The organism is Novosphingobium sp. HNCC26BN242 (genome assembly GCF_057180525.1).
The window spans coordinates 565,134-585,434 of sequence record NZ_JBXUGM010000002.1; the positions used below are offsets into that span (position 1 = coordinate 565,134).

Sequence of the window (20,301 nt, forward strand, 5' to 3'; positions counted from 1 at the left end):
GTATCGTCAGTCCCCAAGAATGTGCATGACCAGCGGCGGATCGGCCAGCGCGGCAGACCCGTCGAGCAAACGAAGCGCTTCGGCAATCGCGCTTTCCGGCCCTTCATGCGTGACCATCGCCACCATGACCTGCGCATTGTCCGAATTGCCCTTCTGGATCAGGCTTTCAATTGAAACCCCTGCATCTCGCATGGCTGCGGTGATTTCCGCGAGCACACCGGGGCGATCGGCCACGTTGAAGCGGATATAGGCCTTGCCGCGGCGGTGACCGGTTTCGGCAGGGGCTGCGTTGTCCAGTTCGGCCACGGGGATGGAGAACGGCGCGCCAATGTCACCACGCGCGATGTCGATCAGGTCGGCCACCACGGCGCTCGCCGTTGGTCCATCGCCTGCGCCTGCACCCTGAAATAGCAGACGGCCGACGAAATTGCCCTCGGCCACCACCGCATTGGTCGCGCCATCGACATGGGCAAGCGGATGATCGCGATGCACCAGATGCGGATGCACCCGCTGGAACAGGCGGCGGTTGCCCGCAGCATCGATCTCGGTCTCAGCCATGCCGATCAGGCGGATGTAATAGCCCAGCGCATCGGCCTGCGCGATATCAGCAGCAGCCACGCGGCGAATGCCAGTTGCGGCCACCGGCTTGAAATCCACCGCCGTGCCGAATGCGATGGATGACAGGATCGATAGCTTGTGCGCCGCATCGATGCCGTCGATGTCAAAGCTGGGATCGGCCTCAGCATAGCCCTTGGCCTGCGCCTCGGCCAGCACATCGGCAAAATCGCGGCCCGTATCTTCCATGGTGGAAAGAATATAATTGCAGGTGCCGTTGAGAATTCCATAGACCCGCGCAATCTCGTTGGCGGCCACGCCTTCCTTCAGGCCCTTGATCACCGGGATGCCGCCCGCGACCGCGGCTTCGAATTTCAGCGCAACCTTGGCCGCTTCGGCCTTCGTGGCAAGCTCCACGCCGTGGTGCGCGATCATCGCCTTGTTCGCTGTAACCAGCGCCTTACCCGCCTCGAACGTCGTGCGTGCCAGAGCCAACGCCGGGCCATCCGCCCCTCCGACCAGTTCAACCACCACGTCCACGTCAGGCCGCTCGCCCAGGATGACCATGTCATCCTCCCAAGCATAGCGCGAGACGTCAAAGCCACGGTCCTTGCCCCGGTTGCGCGCGCTGACCGTGGTGATCACGATCGGCCGTCCGGCACGCCGGGCGATCAGTGCGGCATTGGCCTCGATCAACCGGATCACTCCGCCGCCCACCGTACCAAGCCCGGCCAGTGCGATGCGCAAAGGTTCGCTCATGTCAGTCCCGTCTGCTGAAAAGTGCAAGAATCTGCGGGCCGGGCCTTAGGCGACAGTGCGCATCGGGGCAACATCCGCGTTTGCAGGGAGGGGGCAGACTGTCATTGCGGCACTGAAGGACGGCTGCGCGAACATTCGCCCAGCTGTTCGATCACGAAAGCATAGTCCTGCGCTGCAGCCCGGATCTGGTCTGCGCTGCCAGACAGGCTTGCGCCCGGCGGCAGTGCGCGCGGCAGGAAGCAGGCAAGTCGGTACCATGTCAACGTATCGCGCTCCGGCGGTTGGGCGGCCTGATCGACAATCTCCGACAGGCTCACGCCCCACGATTTGGGCATGCCAGGGCGGCGCACGACCGAAACTGAAACAGGTGCGTTGTTTTCGGTCTGCAAGAACACCTGCGTTTCGCCCTCGCCCACCAGATTGCCCGGAACATACAGCACCTCGCGCACGCCTTTGATGCGCGGCGGTGCATCAGGTGAAAGCAGATCAGTCAGGATCGCGCGCGTGCGCATTTCCGCGCTGCCAGACCACGGAATCTGCGCACCGCCATCCACCAGTCGGAGTTCGCCAGCGCGCCCGGGAACGGTTCGCGCAAACAGCAACACAACTTGCTTCTTGAGCTTGGGCACCTTGCCCTTGGCGTCAAGCGGTACGTCGGCGAGATAGCGCACAGTCTCTCCCAGCGCAGGACCGCTGAGCACGGTTTGCGTCCGCGCCTCGATCAGCAGGCGAGCCATGCCCGGCGCAAGGCCCGGAGTCTGTTCGGGCTTTAGTCTGCTCGTCTTTCTGATCTGCGCGCGCAGCACAAGCTCCGACGCTTCGGAAAGGTTGGCCAGATCGGCATAGGTCAAGCCAGCGTCAGCATCGCGAGTGACAACGCTTGCATCACCGCGAATCATGGCGTTCTGGGCAACACCCGCACTTGCGCCGAATCCGGTGATGGCCAATGCGATCACCGGGGCAACAAAAACTGGAATTCTGGCAAACTTGGGGTCAAACTTGGGCATTCTTGCATCTCCGAATGGCACCTGCATCGGCAGCCGCCCTTTGTTTCTCGCCAGTTTCAGCCAGCGCAACCCTGAATCGTTAGTTAACCGATAAAGCATTTGCGCGCCTTTGGCTTCGCCGTTAAAGATGCACCCGTTCGGGCAATCCAAAAACAAGCAGCCCGACGCTTGCCGCCGCCAAACCCCCTGGTTTGATGTCGGCGGACCGGGTTGCCGGCAGGGTGGATTGAATTTTGCTGGATTGGCCTGCGGGTGGGACGGTGATCCTATGCGTGCGGCACCTCCATGGTATGGGCTGCTTACGCGGTCTGTGCTGTGGTGGGCGATCAGGAGTATTGGAGCTGAATGGCATACGCTGACCAACAGATGAGCGGTAACAAGATCACCGCGCTCATCATCGTTGCGATTCTTCATGTCGCCGTCGGCTACGCGCTTGTCACAGGGCTCGCGTACGAGGCGATACAGAAGGTCAAGGAAGTAACCTCGGCGGTCAACATCGAGGAAGAGAAGCCGCCGGAGGAGCCGCCACCGCCGCCCCCTCCCAAGCAGGATCAACCGCCCCCGCCGATCGTCGCGCCTCCGCCGCCGATCAGCTTTAACGCACCGGCTCCGCAGGTGCAGACGGTCAATGAAGCGCCTCCGATTCCGGCACCCCCGGCACCGGTTGCTCTTCCTGCGCCGCCTGCCGCTCCGCCACCGCCGCGTTTCACGCCGAAGGGTGCCGCTCCAAAGGGCAACCCCGGTAACTGGGCGACATCAAACGACTACCCCTCGCGTGCGCTTCGCGAAGAGCGTGAAGGGACCACGGGTTTCCGTGTCACTGTAGGAACTGATGGCAAGGTTACGGACTGCCAGGTTACCCGTTCGTCGGGCAGCCCGGATCTGGACGAAGCCGCGTGTGCCAATATCCGCCGTCGTGCGCGCTTTGCGCCTGCAACGGACGGAGACGGGAACCCGACCACCGGTTCATACTCGAACTCGATCCGCTGGGTCATTCCGAAGGATTGATGCCCTCGCGCACAAATTCAACGGAATCGTCTCACCGAATGGCACGAAAGCACGATTAAACGGCTTTCACGCACTTTGATTTGATTTGAAGAGGAAGACTCGCAATGTCCATCTACACTCTGGCCGCTGCCGCCGCTGGCGCTGCGCCGCAGAACAAGTTCGGTTTCGCCGAAGCGCTTGAGCAGGGCGGTTTCATCGCCTATGCCACCGTCGTGATCCTAGGGGTCATGTCGTTTGGTTCGTTCTTCATTCTGTTCACGAAGTTTTTTGAACAGAACAAGATCCTTGGCCAGTATAAGAGCATCCGCTCCACGTTCTGGAAAGCGCCGACCCTGCGCGAAGGAGCAACCAAGCTCGACAAGAACTCAGCCTGGCGCCAGCTTGTGGAAGACGGTATCGCTGCTGAAGACCAGCACTCGAAGATGACCGACTCGCTTGAAGCGCACGACTGGCTGCACGGCTCGCTCGCTCGCTCTGAAGCTGCGATCAACTCGAAGCTTGCTGGCGGTCTGCCCTTCCTGGCAACCGTGGGTGCTACCTCGCCGTTTATCGGTCTGTTCGGCACCGTGGTCGGCATCTATCGCGCTCTGATCAACATCGGCCTTGCTGGTTCGGCTTCGATCGACAAGGTTGCAGGTCCGGTCGGTGAAGCTTTGATCATGACCGCGCTCGGTCTGCTCGTGGCTGTGCCTGCTGTGCTTGCTTACAACTGGCTGCAGGCCCGCAATAAGAAGATCGCTGAACTGCTCTCGGGCTTCTCGACCGACGTTCTTGCGAACATCACGTCGAGGGGCGCTGTAAAGCCAGCCGTCACGGCTGCACCGGCAACCCCGGCTGCACCGGTGAAGAAGTAATCATGAAGACGGGCAGACCGCTTGCGGGCTGCCCCATTCCGGAAACGCGGGACTTCCGCCGGAGCATGTTTCACCCGAAACCGCTCCGGCACCTTCCGCGGATCATAACGGACAGGATGTAACACATGGCAATGTCTGTAGGCGGCGGTGGCGGAGAAGAACGCCCGATGTCCGACATCAACACCACACCGCTCGTGGACGTGATGTTGGTGCTGCTGATCATCTTCCTCATCGCGGTGCCGGTCGCAATCCAGACCATCGAAAAGCTCAAGGTGCCGGTGCTTCCCAGCGAAGAATCGGCTGACAAGGTCGAAAACCTGATGCTTTCGGTGGTTTCTACCGACGATGCGGGTCGTAGCCCGAAGGAGCCCGGCTATTCCGGTTCCTCTCGCTCTGGCCAGTGCCGCGTCTTTTTCAACAACACCACGCCGGTTGACAACACGGAACTGTACCAAAAGGCTTTTGATCGTCTTGATGCGATCGTGAAGCGCGAAGGCGGCGCCGAGAATATCGACCCGGAAAAGATTCCTGAAGTGCACATTCGTGGTGACGTTAACGTCCCTTGGAAGTGCGTTGCCGGGGCGATCTACAACGTGCAGTCAGCTGGCTATCCGAAGGTCGGCTTCATCTCTACCCCGGTCGATCCAAACGGCTAAACCCCGCTTCCGACCGGACCAGAGAGCGAACAGGAGTAAAAATCATGGGAATGAGCGCCGGTAAAGGCGATGACGAGCCGATGATGGAAATGAACACGACGCCGTTGATCGACGTCATGCTCGTTCTCCTCATCATGTTCATCATCACCATCCCCGTGGCCACCCACGCGGTGAACATCGACCTTCCGCAGCCATCGCCGCCATCGCCTAATCAGCAGGTGGACCCGATCAAGAACAAGCTGATCCTGAACAATGCAGGTCAGATTCTCTGGAACGGCGTGCCCACTACTGAGGGCCAGCTGGTCTCGCTGCTGCAGGCAACCAAGGGCATGAATCCCGAGCCGGAACTCCAGTTCCAGCCCGAAGAATATGCCAGCTACGAGATCGCGAACCGGGTGATGAAAGTTATCACGGACTCAAAGGTCACGAAGTTCGGCTTCGTCGGTAACGAAAACTTTGCCACCTTCCAGAAGGCTGGCCAGTAAGTCGCAACCGCCACAAGCTGCGTTATCGAAAAAGGGAGTGGAGCAATTCACTCCCTTTTCTGTCGTTCAGGATGCAGTTGCCAGCGCCGTCCTGATGGCCAACATGATCTGCGTCTCGCGTTCTTCCCAAGACCCAGAAACGCGTGCCCACGGAACATTCGCCAGTCGCAACACCGCCTCGGACAGTTCCGCAAAGCGTTCACGTTCTGCTGCTTGTCCAAAGAAACGCGTGCCGTCCGCAATCCAGGGGACATCGGCCTCGAACAGCAGATAAAGGTCTGCCTTCGGATACTTCATCAGGGCTGGCGGGATGCTATCAAACAGCATCTGTGCCCACGCAGCGGTCATCAGCGGATCAGTGTCCAGCAGCAGCACGTCCGGTTGTGATTGTGCTGCAGCGGCGGTGGCTTCGGCATGGCCCTGCGCAATTGCCAGCAGATCGGCCATCGTCAGGTCAGTTCCATGCTCTTCGCAATATTCTCGCCCATATTCGGCAACCACGGGCCAGCCAAAGCGATCATGCAGCCGTGCAGCCATCACGGACTTTCCCGTGCTCTCTGCGCCATGCAAGCAGACGGTCAGCACGCCCGCGCCGCCTTCGTCCATTCCCGCAGGCCCAACACTGACATCACCAGAAATGCGCCGTAAAGCGCCGCCAGGACCGGCAGACCGCGCGATAGGTAAAGCGCAATGGCGGCAACATCGATCACCACCCACAGCACCCAGTTTTCGATCCGGCGCAAGGACAGCAGGATTTGCGCGGCGATGCTTGCACCCGCAACTGCGGAATCCGCAAACGGCAAAGCCGCATCGGTAAATCGGTGCAGCAGCCAGCCAAGCGATAGGCTTAGCGTGCAGGTCACCAGGCTCCACAGCAAGCGTTCCTGTCCGCTCATCCAGCCAACCGGGACCACGCTTTCATCCGCGCCCTTATACTGCAGCCATAGCCACCAGCCCCACAGGTTTGCGCCAAAGAAAAACGCCTGCAATCCAGTCTCAGCATAAAGGCGTGCAGCGTAAAGCACCACCCCGGTGCAGGTGACTGACCCAAGCGCGAACGCGAAATTCCATACAGATCGCCGAACCAGAAAGGCAATGTTGGCCAAACCCAGCAGGCTTGCAGCAATCTCGAACGAATTCAACGCTGCGCCGCTCCTGTCCTGCCAGACCGCGCAGCCTGTGCCTCGCGCGGATTGTCTGTGAACACTCCGTCCACCCCTGCGGCGGCCAAGTGTTGCCACGCCTTGGCGCAATCGCCCTTGGCCTGTGGGTCGGAGCCCTTGCGCAAACTCGGCGGCAAAAAAGCATTCTCGCACCGAAGTGTCCACACATGCACTTTCAAACCCGCTGCATGCGCATCGGCCACCAGCCGCGTCGGTTGCCCGTCTGCAGCCAGCACCATCAAGGTCTCAACCCCGATGGCATCAACGCTCAGAGCGAGCTTCTTCAAACCTTCGCCACGCGCCATCTCGGCAAAGGTCACGCTCGCGCGATCGGGTGGCCCGCCTGCGCTAGCCATCAGCTGCACCAACCGTACTTTCGTCAACGGTCGCAGCCGTTCCAGCGGCCCGGCCTCAAAACTCTGGATAAACACCGGGTCCTGCGCCGTCCGATATCCAGCCTTGTCTAACATCGGCAGCAGGATAGCTGCGGCATCAATTCCTTGCGCGGCAAACCACGCCGGGTGCTTGAGTTCAGGATAGATCCCGATCCGCCGCCCGGTCTCCGCTTCCTTCGCGCGCACCAGCGTTAGCACTTCGGCAAAAGTCGGCACTTGCGACAGCCCGTCAAACCGCGTGTTGGCGGGGCGCACCTGCGGCAGCCGCTCCCGCGCGCGTAAAGTGCGCAGTTCGGCCAGCGTAAAATCTTCGGTGAACCATCCGCTCAGCGTTTCGCCATCAATCGTCACCGTCTTGCGGCGGCTCGCAAATTCGGGGTGCTCGGCCACATCGGTCGTCCCGGAAATCTCGTTCTCGTGCCGCGCCACCAGCACGCCGTCCTTGGTAGGCACCAGATCAGGCTCGATAAAATCGGCCCCGGCATCAATCGCGCGCTCATAGGCGGCCAGGGTGTGTTCGGGCCGCTCTCCGCTCGCACCGCGATGCGCGATGAGGATTTGGGCGCAGGATTCAGGCGCAGTCTGAACTGCACCTAAAAGCACCGAGACGACACCAAACGTCCGCAAGATCACGTCAAAGCGCATTCCCAATCCACTTCCCTGAAGCCTACCAGCACTCCGCCGCTATGCTCCAAAATTGGCCGCTTGATGACAGAAGTATGTTCAGCCAGCACCACCGGAGCCCCATCGCCACCCAGCGCCGTCTTCTGCGCCTCATCGAGTTTGCGATAGGTCGTGCCCGCCTTGTTCACCACTTTGTCCAACCCGGCCGCCGCAATCCATTCCGCAATCTTCGCCGGGTCCGCGCCCTGCTTCTTGTAGTCGTGGAAAGTGTAGGCGATTCCCTTGGAATCCAGCCAGTTGCGGGCCTTCTTCACCGTGTCGCAATTGGGGATGCCGTAAACCGTGATGCTCATGTCTCGTCCCGCTTGAAGTGATGAATGCGCGATGGTGTGCCTGCGAACAGGGTGTAGCTTTCGTAATACTCGGTGCGGCCTTTGCCTTGCATTTCAGCATGATGCGCCACGCGCCGCCACGCCAGCGCCGCGTCCTCGTCCGCCCATTCGGACAGGGCAATCACCTCGCCATCGTCGGCAGTGTAGGATTTGAAGCCACGATAGCCGGGCTGCTGCGCGGCAAGCCGCTCCATTGCCTGCGCATCGCGGGCATAGGCGGCGGCATCGACATCGGCGCGCTTGCGGTTGCGAAATACAACGAGGAACATTCCCTAGCGATAGCGCGGCAATGCCGCATCTGGAAGGGTGCAGGGGACCTGTGGACTTTTCCGCACATCTGCGACAAAGCGCTCCGTCATGAGCCTCAACAGTTTCGGTCATCTCTTCCGTTTCACCACCTGGGGCGAGAGCCACGGGCCGGCGCTGGGCGCGGTGGTGGATGGGTGTCCTCCGGGGCTGGCCTTGACCGAGGCGGATATCCAGCCGTTCCTCGATGCGCGCCGCCCCGGCCAATCGCGCTTTACCACGCAGCGGCAGGAGCCGGATCAGGTGCGGATCCTTTCGGGCGTGTTCGAAGGGCGCACGACCGGCACTCCGATAAGCCTGATGATCGAGAACGTGGACCAGCGGTCAAAGGACTATGGCGATGTCGCCAAGGCCTATCGCCCCGGCCATGCCGACTATGCTTATGACGCCAAGTACGGCTTCCGCGATTATCGCGGCGGCGGGCGCTCCTCCGCGCGTGAGACGGCGGCGCGGGTGGCGGCGGGCGGCGTGGCGCGGCTGGTCCTGCCCGAAGTGCAGATTCTGGCGTGGGTGAGCGAGATTGGCGGGGACGCGATCAGTCCGGCCAATTTCGATGCCGCGCAGATCGGCCAGAACCCGTTCTTCTGCCCCGATGCCGCCGCCGCCGCGCGCTGGGAAGCGCTGGTGGATGATGCACGCAAATCCGGCTCGTCGCTGGGCGCGGTGGTGGAATGCGTGGCCACCGGCGTTCCGGCAGGCTGGGGCGCGCCGCTCTATGCCAAGCTGGATGCCGAACTGGCCCACGCAATGATGGGCATCAACGCGGTGAAGGGCGTGGAAATCGGCGATGGCTTCGCCGCCGCGCGCAACACCGGCGAAGGCAATGCCGATCCGATGCGGCCGGGCGAGGGCGGCCCGGAATTCCTCGCCAACCACGCAGGCGGCATCGCAGGCGGCATTTCCACCGGACAGCCGGTGAGCGTGCGCGTGGCCTTCAAACCCACATCCTCGATCCTCACCCCCGTGCCCACGATCACGCGAGAGGGCGAGGCCACCGACCTGTTCACCAAGGGCCGCCACGATCCCTGCGTCGGCATCCGCGGCGTGCCGGTGGTGGAAGCGATGATGGCGCTGGTGCTGGCCGACCAGAAGCTGCTGCATCGTGGGCAGTGTGGGTGAAGGGTGGTTTGGGTGCAAGCCCGAGCAACGATGATGACTAGGCGAACCTACAAGAGTGAAGCCTTCGAGGCGATCCACCGTTCGGCAATAGCGATGCACCGAGTGGGTGGAATCACCAAGGCAAGCATGTGCGATTTCGACGCTGCGTGCCTCACGGCACCGTTAGCCTATGCGCCCAAGGACATTCTGCGGCTGCGCGAGGCCAACAGGGTCAGCTAGGCCGTGTTTGCGCGCTACCTCAACACCAGCGAGTCCACGGTCGAGAAGTGGGAAACCGGAGCCAAGCGGCATGGCTTTGAAGCTGCTCGGCATCGTCGAGAAGCACGGCCTGCAAGTGCTGACTTGACCGTTTCCCCAGTTTAATTGGTAGTTCGGTTAGCTTCGTCGAATTTGAATTCGCGCAATGAGAGCACCGGCGCTGTAAATCCCTGTTCAAGCGTTGCGCGCGTTCAGCACCTCCGCCAGCTGCTCCACCGACATGGCCTTACCAAAGATAAGTGTCTTGCGGATAGGCTCGAAGGCTCGGTACATCTTCCTATATGTTTCGAGTGTCGGGTGATGTGAATTTAGGTCGTGCTTGCGATCCTGAAAGCGGCTGAACCGACTTAGATCGGTGATTAGAAACCGTGCGATGCTCAAAAATTCGGTCTCGTTGTTTCCGTCGAAACCAAGGAACCGCACATGCTTGCCCCAAGGGTCCGATAGTTCTCCTAGACGTACCTTCTCGTCGGAGCCCAACTTTTCGAAAGCCTCTTCGAGAAAATCCCACATATCGAGAACGTCAACGACGAAACTGACGCGACTGCGCTTGTCAATATGGCCATGAAAGATACCGGGCATTTCCCAGCCCAACGCCCAATAGTGACCACCGTGGATCACATTGCGTATCAGACTAATGTTTGTGTCTTTTTCGATGCCGAGCTTTTCGATCACGTCCGTTAGCATAAGCGTGATTAGCTTTTCGCCGTCGCTGAGGTGAGGTTGCCTTCCCCGCGTGTCGTGAGCCAACCCTGCCTCCATAAGGCGGCGCACCGCCTCAGCCCGTGACGGCGTATCGTCTTCAGCGTCGCGCCAGTTATCAAGCCTCTCCAACAACTCGCTATCTATCCTCATTTCAAATCGTTCCGTAGCCATATCCGTAGTTCCGTATAGTTGTCCGTAAAGCAATACATGGCGATGGTTGTTGGATTTGGCAAGCCTGCTTATGTGTGGTCGCGTCAAATCGGTTAGCCCTCGTGCGTAGAACGCCACGCGGACAGCTAATGAAGACGCGACATGTTCGGCGCGGAGTTCGGATTAAACCAATCTCAAATTTCAAAAGAAGATTGACAAACTTTGCCATACTACACCATGTTTCGGGCAAGGAGGCTTGCAGATGGCAACTATGAATATCTCTCTGCCCGATCCCATGAAGCAATGGGTGGAAGCGCAGGCTGAGACAGGCCGCTACAGCAATGTCAGCGATTATGTGCGCGACCTGATCCGGCGGGAGCAGGAGCGTGGTGACAAGATCGCGCAGATGCAGCGCCTTGTCGATGAAGCGCGGGCCAGCGGCATAAGTGACCTCACAATGGGCGACATTCGCGCTCTTGCCCTGAAGCAAGCCGGATTGAACGCCTGACGTGTCAGCGTATCGATTTACGAAAGCAGCCACTGACGATCTTTTGGCTATCTACCTGGCGGGATTGGAACAGTTCGGCGTCGATCAGGCCGACCGTTATCATGATGGTCTTGAGCGCACATTTGCGTTTCTTGCCGAAACGCCTCGGGCCGCGCGGATGCGGGAGGAGTTAAGCCCGCCAGTCCGTGCCCACCCGTTCAAGGCGCATATCATCGTCTACGATGAAACGGAGGATGGTGTTCTTATTCTTCGCGTCAGGCATGGGCGCGAAGATTGGATTTCGGCCCCTTAACACTGCCTTTCACCGTCATGCTGAACTTGTTTCAGCATCCATTTTTGAATTCTAGCTGCCGTTTGGGTGGATGGATGGACCCTGAAACAAGTTCAGGGTGACGAGAAATGGTAGTGTAGGCGGGTGGGCATAGGTTCACACCCCCTTCACCCCCCACCATAAAGTCTCCCACAACGGTTGAGCCGCCCGTGAAACGCCGTTAGTCTCGCCAGATAGTCACCAGCGCAACAATCCTGCGGGGAGCATTCTTTTGGCCAAGCGCCTTACGCTTTATATCGTTGTCGCCATGGTGCTGGGCATTCTGACCGGGTACTGGCTCAACACCACTTACCCGCAGGGCGATGAAAATCTCGCGCAGATTGCCGATTATTTCAAGCTGCTGCCCGATATCTTCCTGCACCTGATCAAGATGATCATCGCGCCGCTGATTCTGGCCACGCTGGTATCGGGCATTGCGGGGATGGGCGATTCTGCCGCGCTGGGGCGCATTGGGGGGCGGGCGCTGGGGTGGTTTATTACGGCCAGCCTTATTTCGATCAGTCTGGGGCTGGTGCTGGTGAATCTGTTCAAGCCCGGTGTGGGGCTGGAGTTTACTGCCGCAGGGCCGGTGGGCGATCTGGCCACGGCGGACTTTACGTTGCGCCACTTTGTGCTGGAGATTTTCCCGACCAGCGTGCTGGACGCGATGGCATCGAACAACGTGTTGCAGATCCTCGTTTTCTCGCTGTTTGCGGGCGTGGCGCTTTCGGCCATTGGCGAGACGGGTGCGCCGATTGTGCGCGGGGCCGAGGCTTTGGCGCATCTGATGTTGCAGATCACCGATTACGTGATGCGCTTTGCTCCGTTTGCGGTGTTTGGCGCGCTGGCTTCGGTGATTGCCACCAAGGGCCTTGGCATCGTGGTGACCTATGGCGTGTTCGTTTCGGAGTTCTACTTTGGGCTGCTGCTGCTGTGGATCATCCTGTTCGGCCTTGGCGGGATATTCCTGAAGGGCCGCGTGTTCACGCTTGCGCGCTATATCCGCGAGCCGCTGTTGCTGGCGTTTTCGACCGCCAGTTCGGAGAGTGCGCTGCCCAAGCTGTTCGAGCAGCTTGACCGGTTTGGCGTGCCGCGCCGCATATCGGGCTTTGTGCTGCCGCTGGGGTATAGCTTCAACCTCGATGGATCGATGATGTACACCAGCTTTGCCACGATGTTCATCGCGCAGGCCTATGGCATCGAGCTTTCCATCGGGCAGCAAATCGCCATGCTGCTGACGCTGATGGTCACGTCCAAAGGCATTGCCGGGGTGCCGCGCGCGAGTCTTGTGGTGATTGCGGCGACGCTAACGCAGTTCGGCCTGCCGCTGGAGGGCATCGCGCTGTTGCTGGGTGTGGATACCTTCCTAGACATGGGCCGCACGGCGACCAACGTGGTGGGCAATGCGGTGGCGACATCGGTGATCACCAAGTGGGAAGGCATGCTGCAGCCGCCGATGGACCCTGATGCCGAGCCGCCGCATGCGCCTGCCAACACGGTGGCCGATGGGCGGCGGGGGCTGAACCTTGATCCGGTGAACTACGAGAGCTGATCCACACTTCGTCATTCCCGCGCAGGCGGGAATCCAGCGTCGGAAATGCCGTCGCGTTGCGACGACGTTTATTGCGGGCTGGACCCCCGCCTTCGCGGGGGTGACGAAGGGGGGAGAGGGTGACGAAAGGGGGCTGGGGTGATAACGTGGCCCGAGGGTGACGAAAAAGGGTGGGGCTTTTGGCAGCCTTACTTCGTCAGCTCGACCGGCGTGAACTGACCCAGACCACACGCCCCGCGATTGATTGGGCCCATGCCGCCATTGTTGGCAATCACCGTGATGATATCCACATTGCACAGCTGCGTGAGCGATGTGGTGTAGGAAAAGGCGCGCTCCATCCCCAGGCCGTTGCAACGGTTGGGCAGAGCGTTGCGATACCACCGGTTGCCGTTTGTGCGGAAATCGATGGTCCAGTCATCGCGGACAATGCTTTCGCGGATGGTCTGGATCGGCAGGCAAGTGACGGCTTTGCCCGTGACTTTGGCCTTGGGAATATCGGCGCGGCGGCCGTTGTTGCTCGTGTTGTTGCCAGCGGCACAACTGCCCAACGCAAGGGCAACGGTTGTGATCAGGAACGGAGTCATGCGCTTCATGCTTTGCTCTCCTTGCGTTTCCGCGTGAGCGACGGCTTTTTCGCCGCCACCGCAGGTTTCGCCCCCTTCTCCAACACTTTGCCCTTGAACGCGCAAAGGTCAACCAGTCCGCAGTGCCAGCATTCAGGCGTGCGGGCCTTGCAGATATAGCGCCCGTGCAGGATCATCCAGTGATGCGATCCCACGCGGAAGGGTTGGGGGACGTTTTTCTCCAGCCCTTTCTCAACGGCCAGCGGCGTCTTTCCCTTCGCAAGGCCGGTGCGATTGCTGACACGGAAGATGTGCGTGTCGACTGCAAAGGTTTCTGCCCCGAACGCGCAGTTCATCACCACGTTGGCGGTCTTGCGCCCTACGCCGGGCAGGGTGGTGAGCACATCGCGATCCGCCGGAACTTCGCCGCCATGATCGCGCACGAGAATTTCGGCCATGGCCATCACGTTCTTGGCCTTGGCGTTGTAAAGGCCGATGGTCTTGATGTGGCTCTTCAGGCCCTCTTCGCCCAGATCGAGCATGTCTTGCGGGGTTTTGACTTGGGCGAAGAGTTTGCGCGTGGCCTTGTTCACGCCAACGTCGGTGGATTGCGCTGATAGCGTGACGGCCACCAGCAATTGATAGACGTTACCGAATTCCAGCTCGGTTTCGGGCGAGGGGTTGGCCTCGGCCAGACGGCGGAAGAATTCGAAGGCGTCGGCCTTCTTCATCTTAGAGTCCCAGAACTTCGGGCATCGTGTAGCGGCCCGGTGCCTTGTCCAGCAGCCATTCTGCCGCGCGGATAGCGCCTTTGGCGAAGATGCCGCGGTTTTCGGCGAGGTGGGAGAAGGTCAGGCGTTCGTTGTCGGCGAGGAAGTGGACCGAGTGGTCCCCCGCCACCGATCCACCGCGCAGAGAGGCAAAGCCAATAGTGCCGGGGACGCGCGCACCGGTGATGCCATCGCGCCCGCGCACGGCTTCGTCGGCCAGGCGCACGCTGCGTCCCTTGGCGGCGGCTTCGCCCAGCAGCATGGCGGTGCCTGAGGGGGCGTCGACCTTCATGCGGTGGTGCGTTTCGACGATTTCGATGTCCCAATCATCGCCAAGCCGCGCGGCGGCTTCCTGCACCAGATGGGCGAGCAGGGTGACGCCCAGCGAAGTGTTGCCGGTTTGCAGCACCGGAATGCTGACCGCGGCGGCGTCGATCAGCCAGTGGTGGCGCTCTTCGAGGCCGGTGGTGCCGATGACGATGGGGATGTTGGCGTGGATTGCGGCGTCCAGATTGAATTCCAGCGCGCCAGGTGCGGAGAAATCGACCAGCACATCGCTTGCCTGTGCCAGCGCCTGTGGATCGCCACCCTTGTCGATCCCGCCAGCGTATTCGTGCCCTGCGGCGGCGACTGCTGCCTGCAGTGCATTGCCCATTCGTCCAGCGCTGCCGATGATCCCGATTCTTGCCATTGCCTGTCCCTTTGCAGGCGTGCTTCATGGTCGCGATGATCAAACCGCGCAATATTGTCATTCTTACCGGAGCGGGAATTTCCGCCGAATCCGGCATCGATACCTTCAGGAGTGAAGGAGGTCTGTGGGAAAAGCACCGGGTGGAGGACGTTGCCACGCCCGAGGCCTTTGCGCGCGATCCCGATCTGGTCCTGCGCTTTTACGACATGCGGCGCGAGGCGATCCAAACGAAGGAGCCCAATGCCGCGCATGTGGCGCTGGCGCGGTTGGACCGCGAATGGCCCAAGCGGGCGGGCGGCGAAGTGCTGATCGTGACGCAGAACGTGGATGATCTGCATGAACGCGGCGGCGCGTTGAATGTGCTGCATATGCATGGCGAGCACCTCAAGGCCTGGTGCACCGCTTGCGATGTGCGCCACCGCTGGACCGGGCCGCTAATCCACCGCCCGCCATGCCCAGCTTGCGCGACGCCCGCGCTGCGGCCGGATGTGGTGTGGTTTGGCGAGGTGCCCTATCGGATGGACGAGATCTATCAGGCGGTTTCAACCGCTGACCTGTTCGTTTCCATCGGCACTTCGGGCGCGGTCTATCCGGCGGCGGGTCTGGTGCGCACGGCGCGTGAGCTTGGCATGCAGACGCTGGAGCTTAATCTGGAGCGGTCCAAAGGGTCATCGTGGTTCGATGAAACCCGGCTTGGCCCGGCCACGCAGGTGGTGCCACAATGGGTGGAGGAACTTCTGGCGTCCTGATTGATTACGAGCCTGAAAAGGTTGCATGGGATGCTACCGGTATGATCCGAATCATGTTATCTACACTGTTGTGAGCAACGCCCTTCCCCACCTCGTCCCCATCACCGTCGATCCGATCGACATTGATTTCATGGGCCATGTCAACAATGCGTCCTACCTGAAATGGGTGCAGGATGCGGTCATCAACCATTGGCGCGCCTTTGCCCCTGCGGATGCTGTGGACGCCCATCTGTGGGTCGCCCTGAAGCACGAAATTACCTATCGCCGCCCGACTTTCCTGGATGATGCGGTTATCGCACATGTCATTCTCGAACGGGTGCAGGGCGCGCGCGCGTTTTATGAGACGATCATCAGGCGCGGAGAAGAAGTGCTCGCTGAAGTCAAATCGAGCTGGTGCTGCCTTGATGCCGAAACGCTGCGCCCGGCACGGCTGACGCGCGAGATAATCGAGAGGTTCCTGCCTGCCTCGGTGGGTTGACCCGGAGCAGTCAAACTCAACCCCGCTCATGCTGAGCTTGTCGAAGCATATGGCGCGGGGTTGGCATCCTTCGACAAGCTCAGGTTGAGCGGGGTAATGCGCGAGTTGGCCTAGCGCAATTTGGCGATGCTTAAACTATCACTTTTCGCACGTAACTTCACCGATTCTTCACTGCGGGTCAGCGCCTTGGCAATGGCTTTCAGCGCCATGCCCTTTTTGGCCAGTGTGTGCAGTTTCTGGATTTCGTCGGCGGTCCAGGCCTGCTTGTGGCGTTCAAAGCGTTCGGCGGCCATGGCTCAGTCCTCTCGTGTAACGGTGGCGATGTAGTTCAGCGCCAGATCGTCTGACAGGTGCAGCCCTTTCGACACACTCCACGCGATGCCCATGGGGTTGCCCATTTTGAGGCCCGTCGCATCGAGCAGGTCGTGCAATTCCACCGGCGTGATGAAATCGTCCCAGTGGTGCGTGCCCTTGGGCACCATGCCCAGCGTTTCTGCGCCTTGCACCAGCAGCAGGCGCGACCGGGTGGTGCGGTTGGGGGTGGACAGGATCATCAGCCCGCCGGGTGCAAGCGCGGCTTCCAAAGCGCGGATAAAGGCGGCTTTGTCGGCCACGTGCTCGATCACTTCCATCGAGGTGACCAGATCGTATCCGCCAAGCCCAAGTTCGCCCACATCGCCGCATCGGTAGTCTATCGACAGGCCCGACCCTTCGGCATGAAGCTGCGCGGCGGCGATGTTTTCCTCTGCCGCATCCACGCCGGTCACGGCCGCACCCAGCCGGGCCAGCGGTTCGCAAAGCAGGCCCGCACCGCAGCCGACATCCAGCGCGCGCCGCCCGGCCAGCGGCTTGGCCCCGCGCGAATCGCTGCCGAAGTGCGCGTCGATGGCCTCGCGGATAAAGCCCAACCGCACCGGGTTCAGCTTGTGCAGCATGGCCGATGAACCCTTGGGGTTCCACCAATCTGCCGCCAGCTTGCCAAAGTGGGAGGCCTCATCGGGCCTTATGGTGATTGCAGAGGTTGCATTGCTCATAAGCCCTCCCTAAAGCGCCCGCGCTGCAAGGTCCATCGGCCTTGCGGGCAAGATTCTTACGCGCAAGACTTCAGGAGCAAGCCCTTGGCCCGCATCGTGATGAAATTCGGCGGCACCTCGATGGCCGGAACCGAGCGCATCCGCCGCGTGGCGCGCATCGTGCAGCGCCAGCAGGCCGCGGGGCACGAGGTTGCGGTGGTCGTATCGGCCATGGCGGGGGAAACCGACCGCCTTGTAAACTTCTGCCGCGAGGCCGATCCGCTTTATGATCCCGCCGAATACGATGTGGTTGTGGCCAGCGGTGAACAGGTCACCTCGGGCCTGCTGGCGATGCATTTGCAGGCGTTGGGCTGCAAAGCGCGTTCGTGGCTCGGCTGGCAAGTGCCGATCAAGACCGACGATGCCCACGCCAAGGCGCGGATTGAGGACATTGACGCTGAGGCGCTGATGGCCAGCATGGCTTTGGGTGAGATTGCGGTTATTCCGGGCTTTCAGGGCGTGTCCCCCGCAGGGCGCGTGACCACGCTGGGCCGTGGCGGCTCTGATACCTCGGCAGTGGCCGTGGCGGCGGCGGTGAAGGCCGATCGCTGCGACATCTACACCGATGTCGACGGCGTCTACACCACCGACCCGCGCATCGTGGCCAAGGCGCGCAAGCTGAAGAACGTGACGTACGAGGAAATGCTCGAACTGGCCTCGGTCGGTTCGAAAGTGTTGCAGACCCGTTCGGTCAGCCTTGCGATGAAGGAGGGCGTGCGCGTGCAGGTGTTGTCATCTTTCATCGATGACGATGCGCCCGCCGCCGATACAATTCCCGGAACGATGATTGTCTCTGACGAAGAGCTCGAAGGATTGGATATGGAACGCCAGCTGATCACCGGCATCGCTGCCGACAAGAACGAAGCCAAGATCACCCTGACGCGCATTGCCGACCGCCCCGGTGCGGTGGCCGCGATCTTTGGCCCGCTGGCTGCGGCCAATATCAACGTCGACATGATCATCCAGAACATCGCCAAGGATCGTGGCGAAACCGACGTGACCTTTACCGTGCCCATCGCCGATCTGGCGCGCACGCAGGCCCTGCTGGAAGAGCGCAAGGACACGATTGGCTACTACCGTCTGCTGGCCAACAGCAAGGTCGCCAAGATCAGCGTTGTCGGCGTCGGCATGCGCAGCCATGCAGGCGTTGCTGCCACGATGTTCCGGTCGCTGGCCGACCGTGGCATCAACATCCAGGCGATCACCACCAGCGAGATCAAGGTCTCGGTCCTGATCGACGAGGACGAGACCGAACTGGCGGTCCGCGTGCTGCACACGGCTTATGAGATGGACGGCGAGTAAGCACACATCGCCTGATCAACGCGAAAGGCCCCGGTAACAGCTGGGGCCTTTTTATTTGCAAGGCGTTTCCGGGCTTTTCCAAGAAGCCCAACTATTTCCATATTATGTCTTAATATCAAAAAGATACACCAAGGGACAGCTGAACGACCCTGTTCCTGCCGAATATTACACGACCCGACGAGGAGGGGGTGTAGAAAGGATCAGCGTAATGAAAACAGTATCGATGCTGGCTCTTGCAGCCACAACAGCATTTGTTTTTCCTGCTATCGCACAGGCCCAGACCGCACCGGGCAAGTTGTCCATAACCGTGATTGGCGGTGCTGATTTCCCAATCAGCGGCGATGTGCATGGCGGAGCCACGGCGGGCGTGCCCGACCTTGGGCCGCTTAATCCTGATTTGGCAGGTGTGGATGCCGAATTGCGCATCGGCTCGCGCAGCTTCGATCAGATCTATGGCACCACCTGGAACATCGGGGCAGAGCTTGCTTATGGCATTCGCGAAAATGCCGAGTTGTTTGGCCAGTTCCGCTATCAGCAAGGCAATCAGGGGACGGTGCAGGTGGGCGGAGCTTTCGTGCCCGCGCTCAACACCACGCTGCCGGTGAACGGCACATTCGGTGACCTTAAATCCTACGCCATCGAAGTGGGGTATCGGCAGTTCTTCGGTTCCAGCGCGCTGAAGCCCTATATCGCAGGGCGCGTCGGTGCGGCCTTCACCGATTCGATCAACGCCACTTTCGTGATTCCCGATGCCGACATCCGCATCGCCGATGTGCCGTTCTACCGGTCGAGCACCTCGTTCGTGGCCGGTGGCGATCTTGGCCTCAGCTACAAGATTGGCAGCAATGTCGATCTGATCGGCGAAGTGGGCCTGCGATACACGACCGGCCTGCGTGGTGATGACAGCGCGATTGGCGGGTTGGGTCTGGCCTCGATCAACGAAGTTGGCGACCGGCTTGATGTGCCGGTGCGGGCCGGGTTGAAGGTCCACTTCTGACCGGACTGGTATAACCTCCAGCGCCCCGCCTTCGGTTCGTTTGATAACCGGGGGCGGGGCGACTGTGGAGGTGGCGCTGCTGTTCCTAGCGGATCAGCAGGCCCCAACCGGATAGAAGCTGCTCTGCTTGTTCGCGCGAAATGATTGCGCCCCGGAATACCCGCGCGTCTTCAAGCTGCAGCCCGCCCAAGTCCGTTCCGCGCAAGTCTGCACCTGCAAACTGTGCGCCATCAAGGTTGGCTTCGCGCAGGGAACAGCCTTCGAGCACGGCATCGCGGAAATCGGCCTTGGTCAGATCGGCTTGCGCCATGTCCAGCCGCACCAGCTTTTCCTTGCGGAACGACAGGCCTGGCAGCCGCGCGCCGACCAGCAAGACTTCCTCGAAAGTGAAGCCCATGCCGCGCGCCAGATGCAGATCGGCGCCTGTCATACGGGTGGAGACGAAGCGTGCCTGACCGATGTTGGCGCGGCGCAGGGCGGCATTGTTGAAATCGCAGGCGGACACTTGCGCCTCTTCAAGATCGGCCCCGGTCAGGTTGGCGAAAGGGGCCTTGCAGCCGCGCCAGACGGTGCGCGCGAGTTTTGCGCCCGACAGGTCGGTGTGCCGCAATGAACAGCGCTCGAACGTCCAGCCTGTCAGGTCCAGTTTTGAAAGGTCGGCCTCATCCAGATCGCAAGCCACCAAATGGTGCGCGCCCTTGCCCGGCAACTCTGACTGATTGGCCATGGCTGAAAGATCGGCGCGGCCAAGCGACCGGTCGGAAACGAGGGGGGTGGGGGTAGCTGTCATCGCAGGGGCATAGGCCAGTGCCTGCCTGAAGCAAAAGCAAAACCCCGCCTTCCGGTCCGATCCAGGAACCGAAAGGCGGGGT

The 20,301-nt window shown here is 60.8% G+C and carries 28 protein-coding genes; 14 read left to right on the forward strand and 14 right to left on the reverse strand.

What is annotated here, in order from left to right; genetic code table 11:
• Positions 1–6 precede the first annotated feature (6 nt).
• A complete protein-coding gene (locus AC2A1F_RS10295) occupies positions 7–1,314 on the reverse strand; it encodes a homoserine dehydrogenase (RefSeq protein ID WP_484208659.1) in 1,308 nt (435 codons plus the stop codon).
• 101 nt (positions 1,315–1,415) lie between these two features.
• Positions 1,416–2,213, reverse strand: a complete 798-nt coding sequence (locus tag AC2A1F_RS10300) for a hypothetical protein (protein ID WP_484208660.1) — start codon at positions 2,211–2,213, stop codon at positions 1,416–1,418.
• Here AC2A1F_RS10300 and AC2A1F_RS10305 point away from each other — a divergent pair.
• From AC2A1F_RS10305 to AC2A1F_RS10325, 5 genes are all read left to right on the forward strand, one after another.
• Entirely contained in the window at positions 2,212–2,415 is a 204-nt protein-coding gene (locus tag AC2A1F_RS10305; protein WP_484208661.1) for a hypothetical protein, read from the forward strand. The genes AC2A1F_RS10300 and AC2A1F_RS10305 overlap by 2 nt on opposite strands.
• Before the next feature lie 251 nt (positions 2,416–2,666).
• Positions 2,667–3,329 (forward strand): energy transducer TonB, encoded by a 663-nt coding sequence (locus AC2A1F_RS10310; RefSeq protein WP_484208662.1) that lies wholly within the window; start codon positions 2,667–2,669, stop codon positions 3,327–3,329.
• Between the two features lie 104 nt (positions 3,330–3,433).
• The gene (locus AC2A1F_RS10315) at positions 3,434–4,183 is read left to right on the forward strand and encodes a MotA/TolQ/ExbB proton channel family protein (protein WP_484208663.1); all 750 of its coding nucleotides are present in this window, start codon (positions 3,434–3,436) and stop codon (positions 4,181–4,183) included.
• 167 nt (positions 4,184–4,350) lie between these two features.
• Positions 4,351–4,839, forward strand: a complete 489-nt coding sequence (locus AC2A1F_RS10320) for an ExbD/TolR family protein (protein WP_484208664.1) — start codon at positions 4,351–4,353, stop codon at positions 4,837–4,839.
• Positions 4,840–4,883: 44 nt separating this feature from the next.
• A complete protein-coding gene (locus AC2A1F_RS10325; RefSeq protein ID WP_484208665.1) occupies positions 4,884–5,324 on the forward strand; it encodes an ExbD/TolR family protein in 441 nt (146 codons plus the stop codon).
• A 66-nt stretch (positions 5,325–5,390) separates the two neighbouring features.
• Here the strand turns inward: AC2A1F_RS10325 and AC2A1F_RS10330 are convergent, their stop codons facing one another.
• Genes AC2A1F_RS10330 through AC2A1F_RS10350 form a run of 5 tightly spaced genes read right to left on the reverse strand, consistent with a single transcriptional unit; the run spans position 5,391 to position 8,167 of the window.
• Complete coding sequence (locus AC2A1F_RS10330) at positions 5,391–5,930, reverse strand: AAA family ATPase (protein WP_484208666.1); 540 nt, start codon at positions 5,928–5,930, stop codon at positions 5,391–5,393.
• Positions 5,903–6,466, reverse strand: coding sequence for a nicotinamide riboside transporter PnuC (pnuC, locus tag AC2A1F_RS10335; RefSeq protein ID WP_484208667.1), 564 nt, complete (start codon positions 6,464–6,466; stop codon positions 5,903–5,905). The genes AC2A1F_RS10330 and pnuC overlap by 28 nt, the downstream gene beginning before the upstream one ends.
• On the reverse strand, positions 6,463–7,527 hold the full coding sequence (locus AC2A1F_RS10340) for a glycerophosphodiester phosphodiesterase family protein (RefSeq protein ID WP_484208668.1): 1,065 nt from the start codon (positions 7,525–7,527) through the stop codon (positions 6,463–6,465). Before AC2A1F_RS10340 ends, pnuC begins: the two co-directional genes overlap by 4 nt.
• A complete protein-coding gene (locus tag AC2A1F_RS10345; RefSeq protein WP_484208669.1) occupies positions 7,512–7,859 on the reverse strand; it encodes an arsenate reductase in 348 nt (115 codons plus the stop codon). Before AC2A1F_RS10345 ends, AC2A1F_RS10340 begins: the two co-directional genes overlap by 16 nt.
• Positions 7,856–8,167, reverse strand: coding sequence for an antibiotic biosynthesis monooxygenase family protein (locus AC2A1F_RS10350; protein ID WP_484208670.1), 312 nt, complete (start codon positions 8,165–8,167; stop codon positions 7,856–7,858). Before AC2A1F_RS10350 ends, AC2A1F_RS10345 begins: the two co-directional genes overlap by 4 nt.
• Positions 8,168–8,255: 88 nt before the next feature.
• Here AC2A1F_RS10350 and aroC point away from each other — a divergent pair, with 88 nt between their 5' ends.
• Entirely contained in the window at positions 8,256–9,323 is a 1,068-nt protein-coding gene (gene aroC, locus AC2A1F_RS10355) for a chorismate synthase (protein ID WP_484208671.1), read from the forward strand.
• A gap of 30 nt (positions 9,324–9,353) precedes the next feature.
• Positions 9,354–9,542 carry a hypothetical protein gene (locus AC2A1F_RS10360; RefSeq protein WP_484208672.1) on the forward strand — a complete coding sequence of 63 codons (189 nt, stop codon included), beginning with the start codon at positions 9,354–9,356 and terminating at the stop codon, positions 9,540–9,542.
• A gap of 213 nt (positions 9,543–9,755) precedes the next feature.
• On the opposite strand, the gene AC2A1F_RS10365 is transcribed toward AC2A1F_RS10360, so the two are convergent.
• A complete protein-coding gene (locus AC2A1F_RS10365; RefSeq protein WP_484208673.1) occupies positions 9,756–10,457 on the reverse strand; it encodes a YfbU family protein in 702 nt (233 codons plus the stop codon).
• Between the two features lie 241 nt (positions 10,458–10,698).
• Between AC2A1F_RS10365 and AC2A1F_RS10370 the strand changes: the two genes are divergently transcribed.
• From AC2A1F_RS10370 to AC2A1F_RS10380, 3 genes are all read left to right on the forward strand, one after another.
• Entirely contained in the window at positions 10,699–10,944 is a 246-nt protein-coding gene (locus AC2A1F_RS10370; RefSeq protein WP_484208674.1) for a type II toxin-antitoxin system ParD family antitoxin, read from the forward strand.
• Between the two features lies 1 nt (position 10,945).
• Entirely contained in the window at positions 10,946–11,236 is a 291-nt protein-coding gene (locus AC2A1F_RS10375; protein ID WP_484208675.1) for a type II toxin-antitoxin system RelE/ParE family toxin, read from the forward strand.
• A 250-nt stretch (positions 11,237–11,486) separates the two neighbouring features.
• Complete coding sequence (locus AC2A1F_RS10380; protein WP_484208676.1) at positions 11,487–12,806, forward strand: dicarboxylate/amino acid:cation symporter; 1,320 nt, start codon at positions 11,487–11,489, stop codon at positions 12,804–12,806.
• A gap of 188 nt (positions 12,807–12,994) precedes the next feature.
• Here the strand turns inward: AC2A1F_RS10380 and AC2A1F_RS10385 are convergent, their stop codons facing one another.
• Genes AC2A1F_RS10385 through dapB form a run of 3 tightly spaced genes read right to left on the reverse strand, consistent with a single transcriptional unit; the run spans position 12,995 to position 14,830 of the window.
• Entirely contained in the window at positions 12,995–13,399 is a 405-nt protein-coding gene (locus AC2A1F_RS10385) for a hypothetical protein (RefSeq protein ID WP_484208677.1), read from the reverse strand.
• A complete protein-coding gene (gene nth, locus AC2A1F_RS10390) occupies positions 13,396–14,100 on the reverse strand; it encodes an endonuclease III (RefSeq protein ID WP_484208678.1) in 705 nt (234 codons plus the stop codon). The genes AC2A1F_RS10385 and nth overlap by 4 nt, the downstream gene beginning before the upstream one ends.
• Position 14,101: 1 nt before the next feature.
• Positions 14,102–14,830 carry a 4-hydroxy-tetrahydrodipicolinate reductase gene (dapB, locus tag AC2A1F_RS10395; protein ID WP_484208679.1) on the reverse strand — a complete coding sequence of 243 codons (729 nt, stop codon included), beginning with the start codon at positions 14,828–14,830 and terminating at the stop codon, positions 14,102–14,104.
• 35 nt (positions 14,831–14,865) lie between these two features.
• On the opposite strand from dapB, the gene AC2A1F_RS10400 reads away from it, so the two are divergent.
• Both AC2A1F_RS10400 and AC2A1F_RS10405 read left to right on the forward strand, forming a co-directional pair.
• Positions 14,866–15,579, forward strand: coding sequence for an NAD-dependent deacylase (locus AC2A1F_RS10400; RefSeq protein WP_484209022.1), 714 nt, complete (start codon positions 14,866–14,868; stop codon positions 15,577–15,579).
• 70 nt (positions 15,580–15,649) lie between these two features.
• Positions 15,650–16,057 (forward strand): acyl-CoA thioesterase, encoded by a 408-nt coding sequence (locus AC2A1F_RS10405; RefSeq protein WP_484208680.1) that lies wholly within the window; start codon positions 15,650–15,652, stop codon positions 16,055–16,057.
• A 110-nt stretch (positions 16,058–16,167) separates the two neighbouring features.
• Here AC2A1F_RS10405 and AC2A1F_RS10410 read toward each other — a convergent pair whose 3' ends face one another.
• Entirely contained in the window at positions 16,168–16,350 is a 183-nt protein-coding gene (locus AC2A1F_RS10410) for a hypothetical protein (protein WP_292629705.1), read from the reverse strand.
• 3 nt (positions 16,351–16,353) lie between these two features.
• The gene (gene ubiG, locus AC2A1F_RS10415; RefSeq protein WP_484208681.1) at positions 16,354–17,091 is read right to left on the reverse strand and encodes a bifunctional 2-polyprenyl-6-hydroxyphenol methylase/3-demethylubiquinol 3-O-methyltransferase UbiG; all 738 of its coding nucleotides are present in this window, start codon (positions 17,089–17,091) and stop codon (positions 16,354–16,356) included.
• 84 nt (positions 17,092–17,175) lie between these two features.
• On the opposite strand from ubiG, the gene AC2A1F_RS10420 reads away from it, so the two are divergent.
• A complete protein-coding gene (locus tag AC2A1F_RS10420; protein WP_484208682.1) occupies positions 17,176–18,432 on the forward strand; it encodes an aspartate kinase in 1,257 nt (418 codons plus the stop codon).
• A gap of 208 nt (positions 18,433–18,640) precedes the next feature.
• Positions 18,641–19,429 carry a porin family protein gene (locus tag AC2A1F_RS10425; protein WP_484208683.1) on the forward strand — a complete coding sequence of 263 codons (789 nt, stop codon included), beginning with the start codon at positions 18,641–18,643 and terminating at the stop codon, positions 19,427–19,429.
• A gap of 85 nt (positions 19,430–19,514) precedes the next feature.
• On the opposite strand, the gene AC2A1F_RS10430 is transcribed toward AC2A1F_RS10425, so the two are convergent.
• Positions 19,515–20,219, reverse strand: coding sequence for a pentapeptide repeat-containing protein (locus AC2A1F_RS10430; RefSeq protein WP_484208684.1), 705 nt, complete (start codon positions 20,217–20,219; stop codon positions 19,515–19,517).
• Between the last annotated feature and the right edge of the window lie 82 nt (positions 20,220–20,301).

Coding starts and splice junctions, on each gene's coding strand:
- AC2A1F_RS10295 (WP_484208659.1), bottom strand. CDS start 1,314: ATGAGCGAACCTTTGCGCATCGCACTGGCCGGGCTTGGTACGGTGGGC.
- AC2A1F_RS10305 (WP_484208661.1), top strand. CDS start 2,212: ATGGCGTTCTGGGCAACACCCGCACTTGCGCCGAATCCGGTGATGGCC.
- AC2A1F_RS10300 (WP_484208660.1), bottom strand. CDS start 2,213: ATGATTCGCGGTGATGCAAGCGTTGTCACTCGCGATGCTGACGCTGGC.
- AC2A1F_RS10310 (WP_484208662.1), top strand. CDS start 2,667: ATGGCATACGCTGACCAACAGATGAGCGGTAACAAGATCACCGCGCTC.
- AC2A1F_RS10315 (WP_484208663.1), top strand. CDS start 3,434: ATGTCCATCTACACTCTGGCCGCTGCCGCCGCTGGCGCTGCGCCGCAG.
- AC2A1F_RS10320 (WP_484208664.1), top strand. CDS start 4,351: ATGTCCGACATCAACACCACACCGCTCGTGGACGTGATGTTGGTGCTG.
- AC2A1F_RS10325 (WP_484208665.1), top strand. CDS start 4,884: ATGGGAATGAGCGCCGGTAAAGGCGATGACGAGCCGATGATGGAAATG.
- AC2A1F_RS10330 (WP_484208666.1), bottom strand. CDS start 5,930: ATGGACGAAGGCGGCGCGGGCGTGCTGACCGTCTGCTTGCATGGCGCA.
- AC2A1F_RS10340 (WP_484208668.1), bottom strand. CDS start 7,527: ATGCGCTTTGACGTGATCTTGCGGACGTTTGGTGTCGTCTCGGTGCTT.
- AC2A1F_RS10345 (WP_484208669.1), bottom strand. CDS start 7,859: ATGAGCATCACGGTTTACGGCATCCCCAATTGCGACACGGTGAAGAAG.
- AC2A1F_RS10350 (WP_484208670.1), bottom strand. CDS start 8,167: ATGTTCCTCGTTGTATTTCGCAACCGCAAGCGCGCCGATGTCGATGCC.
- aroC (WP_484208671.1), top strand. CDS start 8,256: ATGAGCCTCAACAGTTTCGGTCATCTCTTCCGTTTCACCACCTGGGGC.
- AC2A1F_RS10360 (WP_484208672.1), top strand. CDS start 9,354: ATGATGACTAGGCGAACCTACAAGAGTGAAGCCTTCGAGGCGATCCAC.
- AC2A1F_RS10365 (WP_484208673.1), bottom strand. CDS start 10,457: ATGGCTACGGAACGATTTGAAATGAGGATAGATAGCGAGTTGTTGGAG.
- AC2A1F_RS10370 (WP_484208674.1), top strand. CDS start 10,699: ATGGCAACTATGAATATCTCTCTGCCCGATCCCATGAAGCAATGGGTG.
- AC2A1F_RS10385 (WP_484208677.1), bottom strand. CDS start 13,399: ATGAAGCGCATGACTCCGTTCCTGATCACAACCGTTGCCCTTGCGTTG.
- nth (WP_484208678.1), bottom strand. CDS start 14,100: ATGAAGAAGGCCGACGCCTTCGAATTCTTCCGCCGTCTGGCCGAGGCC.
- dapB (WP_484208679.1), bottom strand. CDS start 14,830: ATGGCAAGAATCGGGATCATCGGCAGCGCTGGACGAATGGGCAATGCA.
- AC2A1F_RS10400 (WP_484209022.1), top strand. CDS start 14,866: ATGATCAAACCGCGCAATATTGTCATTCTTACCGGAGCGGGAATTTCC.
- AC2A1F_RS10410 (WP_292629705.1), bottom strand. CDS start 16,350: ATGGCCGCCGAACGCTTTGAACGCCACAAGCAGGCCTGGACCGCCGAC.
- ubiG (WP_484208681.1), bottom strand. CDS start 17,091: ATGAGCAATGCAACCTCTGCAATCACCATAAGGCCCGATGAGGCCTCC.
- AC2A1F_RS10425 (WP_484208683.1), top strand. CDS start 18,641: ATGAAAACAGTATCGATGCTGGCTCTTGCAGCCACAACAGCATTTGTT.
- AC2A1F_RS10430 (WP_484208684.1), bottom strand. CDS start 20,219: ATGACAGCTACCCCCACCCCCCTCGTTTCCGACCGGTCGCTTGGCCGC.